The following is a 6,242-nucleotide window of genomic DNA, read 5'->3' on the forward strand; positions in this document are numbered from 1 at the left end:
ATATTCATTTTACTTCTCCTTTTCCAATTGACTTAGTTCTGAAGTGTTCCACCAAAAAGCCAAGAAACCCAATAATAGAGAATCACCAAGGTAAACAACGTAGCAGGTGGGATAACCACGAAGGTTATTTTCATATACTGCCACCAACTAATCATGACTTTACCTTTCCTTATAATATGCATCCACATTAACGTGGCCAGCGTTCCTATTGGTAGTAGTAATGCTCCCATATCACTTCCTATGACATTGGCAAGATAGGATATTTTTAAACTGAGGAGAGGTAGATCCATATTTGTTAATGTTAATGTCCCAACCATTAGCGCAGGGTGATTATTAAATATGTTCGAAAGAACGGATAACAAGACACCCATTAATACACTAGCATTAAGCAGGCTTCCAGAAACCATTGGACGCATGAATTGGATTAACCAGTCTGTTAAACCGATATTATTTAGACCGTATATAATCACATACATACTAAAAGCGAAAACGATGATATACCACGGCGTTTTTTTCACCATGTCTGTTGGAGGTATTTTTAAATATGCCCATCTCCAACCTAAAAGGACAAGGGAGCCAAAAACTGCCATAAGCGAAACTGGTATAGACAGAAACGATGCGACAAAGAGGCTGACACGAACCGCAAAGACAAATAGGAGAACGTTTCTCATAAATCTAGATCGGTCTTTATCAGAAGCATGTTTCAGTGAACTTGGCTTAAGTGGATGATAAGAAGAGTGTGAAAGCCCAGTTACCTTAGTAGGGATCGTTTTTGGTAAGACCTTTTTGAAGCGAAGAAACAAAAGCCAGGTCAGTAGAAGTAAACCCAGTGTTGCAGGCACAAACATCATCGCCGTATGCAAGTACAAACTCATGTGGACGATTTTTAGGGCGATTAGATTGACAATATTACTTACTCCAATAGGCGCACTTGAAGCGGTCGCAATTAATGCACCTGAAAGCAAATACGGAATTTTTTGATGGTTTTTTAAGCCCATATTGTTTAGTAGCATAACTAATATTGGTGTTGTGATTAAAATACTTCCATCGTTATTAAAAAAGAGTGTCATTAAAAAACACAAGAGATTGACATACCAGAATAATCGAATGCCTGAACCTTTTGCTTTTTCTGCAAGCTTTTCTGCCATCCAGTTAAAGAACCCAAAACTCTCTAAGACGATTGCCATTACAATTGTGGCCATAATGGTGATCGCAGCACCGCTGATGGTTTCCGCAATTAGACCGAGGTCAGATAATGTAACACTTCCGCTTAGGATGACAACAATCGCACCAATCGTAGCAGGGATTGCTTCATTTATCCCTCGAGGTCTCCAAAGAATAAATCCTAGGGTGAGTAAAAAGGAACCTATCGTTAACCAAACCATTGAATAAATTTTCTCCTTTCGAAAGCTAGTATTTCATGAAATGAATCATGAGACGACTTTACCTCCACCTTTTGCATCCGCATCTATCCCTCCCTTCCATCTATCCCTCTTGTGACTTTGTACTGTATTTATATGTATTAAAGCTAAGACAGGCTGTAGGTTTGTACCTGTTTTTCCGAATTTCCGCTGAAGTCTATAAAATAAAACCCCATCAAAAAATTTTAATTGACAATCATTCTCAAAGGAAATAGAATTGTAGATGCAGAGTGAAATTGAAATTCATTCTCAATTAAAACGTTTTAACAAGGAGGTTCCTATGGGAAAGACATTAATACATAAAATATTTATCCTACTCTTATTACTCGCTATAGGAATTCATAACCCTGTACTGGCATCAGGAAATTCCAGTGAAGATATGAAGAAGGCAGAGGAATCAGTTGATCAAGCCATCGAGTTTGCTTCTAATGGGAACCTATCAGAAGCAGAAAAGGCTTATGATCAATTTAATCAAACCTGGCGGGAAATTGAAGAAGGGATAAAAGAGGACTCAGCCACAGCCTATCGAGACATCGAGTCAAATATGGGAAAGGTTGTCTATGCTTTTACGATTAAAAAACAAGATCAAGTGTTACAGGCTTTACAAGGATTAAAGGCTGTAAACGAAAAAGTAGTCAGTGGTGGTTATCCGAAAGAAACAGGATTTAAAAAGGAAGATATTTCATTAGCTGATTTTATAACTCTTCTTCAAGAAACAAAAAATGAAGTAAATGAGCAGGAACAAACTGAAGCACTGGAAGGAATTAAAAAAGCAAATAACAGTTGGTTAAGCGTAGAAGGGGTAGTGGTAGCGCAATCAGCCTCAGTCTATAGTGATTCAGAGCGAGATTTAGTAACTATTCAAGCGATGCTTGCATCTAACCCGCCAAATTTTGAGGATGCTAAAAAAACAATCGATCAAATGGTCCAATACCTTACCCCTTTAGCTGAAAAATCAAGTTACACCTATTGGGACGCTGCAATGATCCTTATACGAGAAGGGTTAGAAGCATTACTTGTAGTCATTGCTCTTATGTCTTTTGTCAAAAAATCAGCTGATGGTAAGGGGAAGGGCTGGATTTGGACTGGGGTATTGTCTGGACTAGGTGTAAGTGTAATCCTTGCAATTATTGTTAAATTCGTAATTTCTTCTGGAGCGTTTGGCAGTAATAATGCTCAAATCGCAGGGTGGACCGGTGTTTTCGCAGCTGTGATGTTGCTGTATATGAGCTATTGGCTCCACAGTCAATCAAATATCGCGGATTGGAATCGGTATATTCGAGAAAAAAGCCAATCAGCATTAACGACAGGTAAACTCGTTTCGTTAGGAGTCCTAGCTTTTCTAGCGGTCTTTCGAGAAGGGACAGAAACAGTATTATTTTATATCGGAATGGCAAGCCAAATAAAACTTCAATCATTATTAATCGGGTTTGTAATTGGTGCAGTAATACTTGGAATCTTAGCATATTTAATGGTATTCGTAGGTTTAAAATTACCATTACGACCATTCTTTATGGTGTCTAGTGTCATTGTATTTTACCTTTGCATTAAGTTTACGGGAATGGGGATCCACAGCCTTCAGCTAGCTGGATTTATCCAGACGACAAACTCCCAAAGCATCCCAAGTATTGAATTTTTTGCAATCTATCCCTCATGGGAAAGCACTATACCTCAAATAGCGCTTGTTCTTGGAGCAGTAATTATTCTATTAGCTAAGAAATACAAAAATAATAAACTTGCAATCATAAACAATAATTTATAGTAAAGGCAGGAAAAAAAGATGAAAAAGTTAACGTCAATGGTTTTATCAATCGGAGTAGGTAGTGCATTACTATTAGTGGGCTGTGGTTCAACAGATAGTAAGGTCACTGATGGGGTAAATAACATGTTAGAAACTACGGAGCAGTTATCAAAAGCAATTGATAGCGGGGATCAAGCAAAGGTAAAAGAAGTGGGACCAACACTAGAAGAGCAATGGTCTTCATTCGAAGACGATGTTAAAAAAGATAACGAAGACCTATATGAGAAAATTGAAAAATACCTTGATCCGACCATTGCAGGTTCAGAAGCATCAACCCTTGATAAAGAAGCATTAGGTTCCTTAAACGACAAATTGACGGATGCCTTAAAAGAATTAGATAAGTAAACCAAATAATTATTGATGATGGACGTGAAAAAGAGACTTTCTGAAAGTCTCTTTTTTTAGTTCAGTTTGTCATAGCTTGGTCCGCTACTTGAATTTCAACAGCATATTCAAGTTTTTTCCTAAATATTATGTTTTATAAGGCAAATTAAGGGGGGAGTCCTATGTAAGCAGGACCAAGACCAGAATCAGTTACGGAACATGATTCACATTTTGAATTGAGCGCTTAAATGCCAAAAAAATGAATGGACAAATTTATTAAATTAATTGAAGTATAAGAATGAGGTGAGGATATGAGTAAAGTTGGTAAGGACGATTTTATCCAGGGGTTCGTGCCGAACCATAATCATGGTTCGGTAGATTATACTTCGGTTAATGCAGGGCATGTCCATCAGTGTTTAGATGTTACTTCACCGCCAATCCAGACTCAGGATCATAATCATGTTCATTATACAGAGGGATATGTTGTGTTCGAAAATGGGCATACCCATTATTATAAGGCATATTCAGGTCCAGCTATTCCAATTGGTAATGGGATGCACGTTCATCATTATGATTTTTATACAACAGAAAATGATGGACATCGTCATCGAATCCTAGGAGTCGATCAACCTGCTCCAGGTAACAAATAGAAAACATTGTAAAAGAGACTAACTACTAGTCTCTTTTTTCTGTGTTTACTCAATCTTCACACCTACATCAAATACATAAGGCTGCTTTGGAGCAGCAATTTTTGAAATCTGCTTTATTTTTATAATAGGGATTGTACCACCATCAAATTGAGTTTGCGCAATTACACCAGTTACTTGTACCCATTTATCCTTTGGTAAAGCCGTTACATTCCCTTTTGCCATCATTCCATAAACGGACGCATCTGCAACACAACAAGAAATTCCAAATCGAGCAACGATGATTTGATTTTGCATGAAGTTCTTTTCCCTATATACAAACCCTTTTGTGGAGACAGTTTTACCAATCATATCTTGTAGATTATCCTGAATGATTGACATCATTGGAACATAAAGCTGATCATTAATATTTATATTCTTTGTCCTTAACATGTCTGTTTTTAGCTTTTTGTATTCCTTTTCAGTTAGAGGCTCAGGTTGATTATCAAAATTGTTTTTGTTATTAACTGTGGAACTGGTTTTATTCTTATCAGAAGTAGAATTTGTTTTTTCTGTGTTTTTATTGTTTTTAATTGTCTTGATTTGATTTGTGTCTGAAGAACTTGCTCCAAGTTTAATGGTTCTGTTCATCGCCACAGAGCTATCGAGAACATTATTTGCGAAAAGAAAACCCGTGGTAATAGGAATAATAAATAACAAATAAAGAAATAAACTTTTCCCTATTGAGGTTGGGTAGGAGTGTTCGCCTTCACAGTCACATTGATTAGTAGACTTCTGTTCTGATGTTCCTCTTATTATTAATATAATCCCTAAAGTAAGTAATACAAATAAAGTGAAGTAAATAAAACGAATCATTTTCGGTGCAATTAAAAGAGTAATATTACCAGTTAGAAGTAATTTAAATAACAGCAACATTAATCCAATTAAAATGATTCCTCTGATCAGGTGGTGAAAGGTATGGGCTTCATTTGTTTTCTTCATCATGCACCTCCTAAATAAAAATTAGCTGAAAGATATAGACTGATAAATACACCACGACTGGAGTTACCATAAGTAAGAATAATACAAACCGTTTCTTAAAATACCCGAATAACATTAAGGTGTTTTTTATATCAATCATTGGTCCGAATACAAGAAAAGCAAGGATTGATCCTTCCGTAAAGGTAGAACCGAAAGAGGAAGCAACAAAGGCATCCGCAGAAGAACATACAGAGAGGACATAGGCAAAACCCATCATAACCCCAGGTGCTAAGCTAGGGCTTGTCCCAATCGATAAGAGAACATTGCGGTCTAAGAAAGTCTGAAATAAACTAGCGAGGAAAGCCCCAATGAATAAATATTTTCCTGTATCGAATAATTCATCACTTGCATGATATAAGGTTTCTAGAAATTTATTTCGTTTTGAAGAATGGTGATGGTGGTGGCCATGCTGAATATCATTATCGGTTTTAAGAATATTTTCCCCCTTAAATCGTCGGTAAATGATGAGACCAATGATAATCGAGCTTATAAATCCAGCAAACATCCTGGCGTTCGCAATATAAGGTGTACTCTTAAAAGCAAAATAGGTTGATGCATAGACGACAGGGTTTAAGATTGGAGCGCTAAGCATGAATACAACTCCTACATGTGCTGGCATGCCTTTTTTAATTAACCTGCGAACCACAGGAATAATGGCACATTCGCAAATGGGAAAGATTACTCCTAGCAATGCAGCAGGTATGAGGGCTAAATAAGCATTACGAGGCAAAAACTTTCGAATGGCGTTTTCTGATACAAATGCTTGAATTATGGCTGATACAAATACACCCAATAAAATAAAAGGAATTGCTTCTAAAACAATACTGAGGAAAATCGTATTAATATTAAGAAAAGAACTTGGAAATCTATTAAAAAAAGAGATGTCTTTGATTTTCTCTGCAAAAAGAAAGAGTATCATAAAAAATCCAAATAACAGAAGACATAAACTATCTTTTAGCATCTTATTTAAATAGGTCATTACAAAATCTACCTCCTCAACTCTATCATCACTATCATATGGATATGCAA

6 protein-coding genes are annotated in these 6,242 nt (G+C 36.5%); 3 read left to right on the forward strand and 3 right to left on the reverse strand.

Features of this window, described 5'->3' with window-relative positions; genetic code table 11:
• Window positions 1-32 precede the first annotated feature (32 nt).
• Window positions 33-1,385, reverse strand: coding sequence for an arsenic transporter (locus tag V7659_RS20655; RefSeq protein WP_335541897.1), 1,353 nt, complete (start codon window positions 1,383-1,385; stop codon window positions 33-35).
• A 316-nt stretch (window positions 1,386-1,701) separates the two neighbouring features.
• Here V7659_RS20655 and V7659_RS20660 point away from each other — a divergent pair, with 316 nt between their 5' ends.
• The 3 genes from V7659_RS20660 (at window position 1,702) to V7659_RS20670 (ending at window position 4,196) form a co-directional block, all read left to right on the forward strand.
• The gene (locus tag V7659_RS20660; RefSeq protein ID WP_335541899.1) at window positions 1,702-3,183 is read left to right on the forward strand and encodes an FTR1 family iron permease; all 1,482 of its coding nucleotides are present in this window, start codon (window positions 1,702-1,704) and stop codon (window positions 3,181-3,183) included.
• An 18-nt stretch (window positions 3,184-3,201) separates the two neighbouring features.
• A complete protein-coding gene (locus tag V7659_RS20665) occupies window positions 3,202-3,567 on the forward strand; it encodes a hypothetical protein (protein ID WP_335541900.1) in 366 nt (121 codons plus the stop codon).
• Between the two features lie 290 nt (window positions 3,568-3,857).
• Entirely contained in the window at window positions 3,858-4,196 is a 339-nt protein-coding gene (locus V7659_RS20670) for a YmaF family protein (protein WP_335541902.1), read from the forward strand.
• A 45-nt stretch (window positions 4,197-4,241) separates the two neighbouring features.
• Here the strand turns inward: V7659_RS20670 and V7659_RS20675 are convergent, their stop codons facing one another.
• Window positions 4,242-5,177 carry a TIGR03943 family putative permease subunit gene (locus V7659_RS20675; protein WP_335541904.1) on the reverse strand — a complete coding sequence of 312 codons (936 nt, stop codon included), beginning with the start codon at window positions 5,175-5,177 and terminating at the stop codon, window positions 4,242-4,244.
• Between the two features lie 7 nt (window positions 5,178-5,184).
• Entirely contained in the window at window positions 5,185-6,192 is a 1,008-nt protein-coding gene (locus V7659_RS20680) for a permease (RefSeq protein WP_420491753.1), read from the reverse strand.
• Window positions 6,193-6,242: the final 50 nt, after the last annotated feature.

Origin of the sequence: Neobacillus drentensis, from assembly GCF_036966985.1 — a bacterium.
GTDB lineage: Bacteria > Bacillota > Bacilli > Bacillales > Cytobacillaceae > Neobacillus > Neobacillus drentensis_E.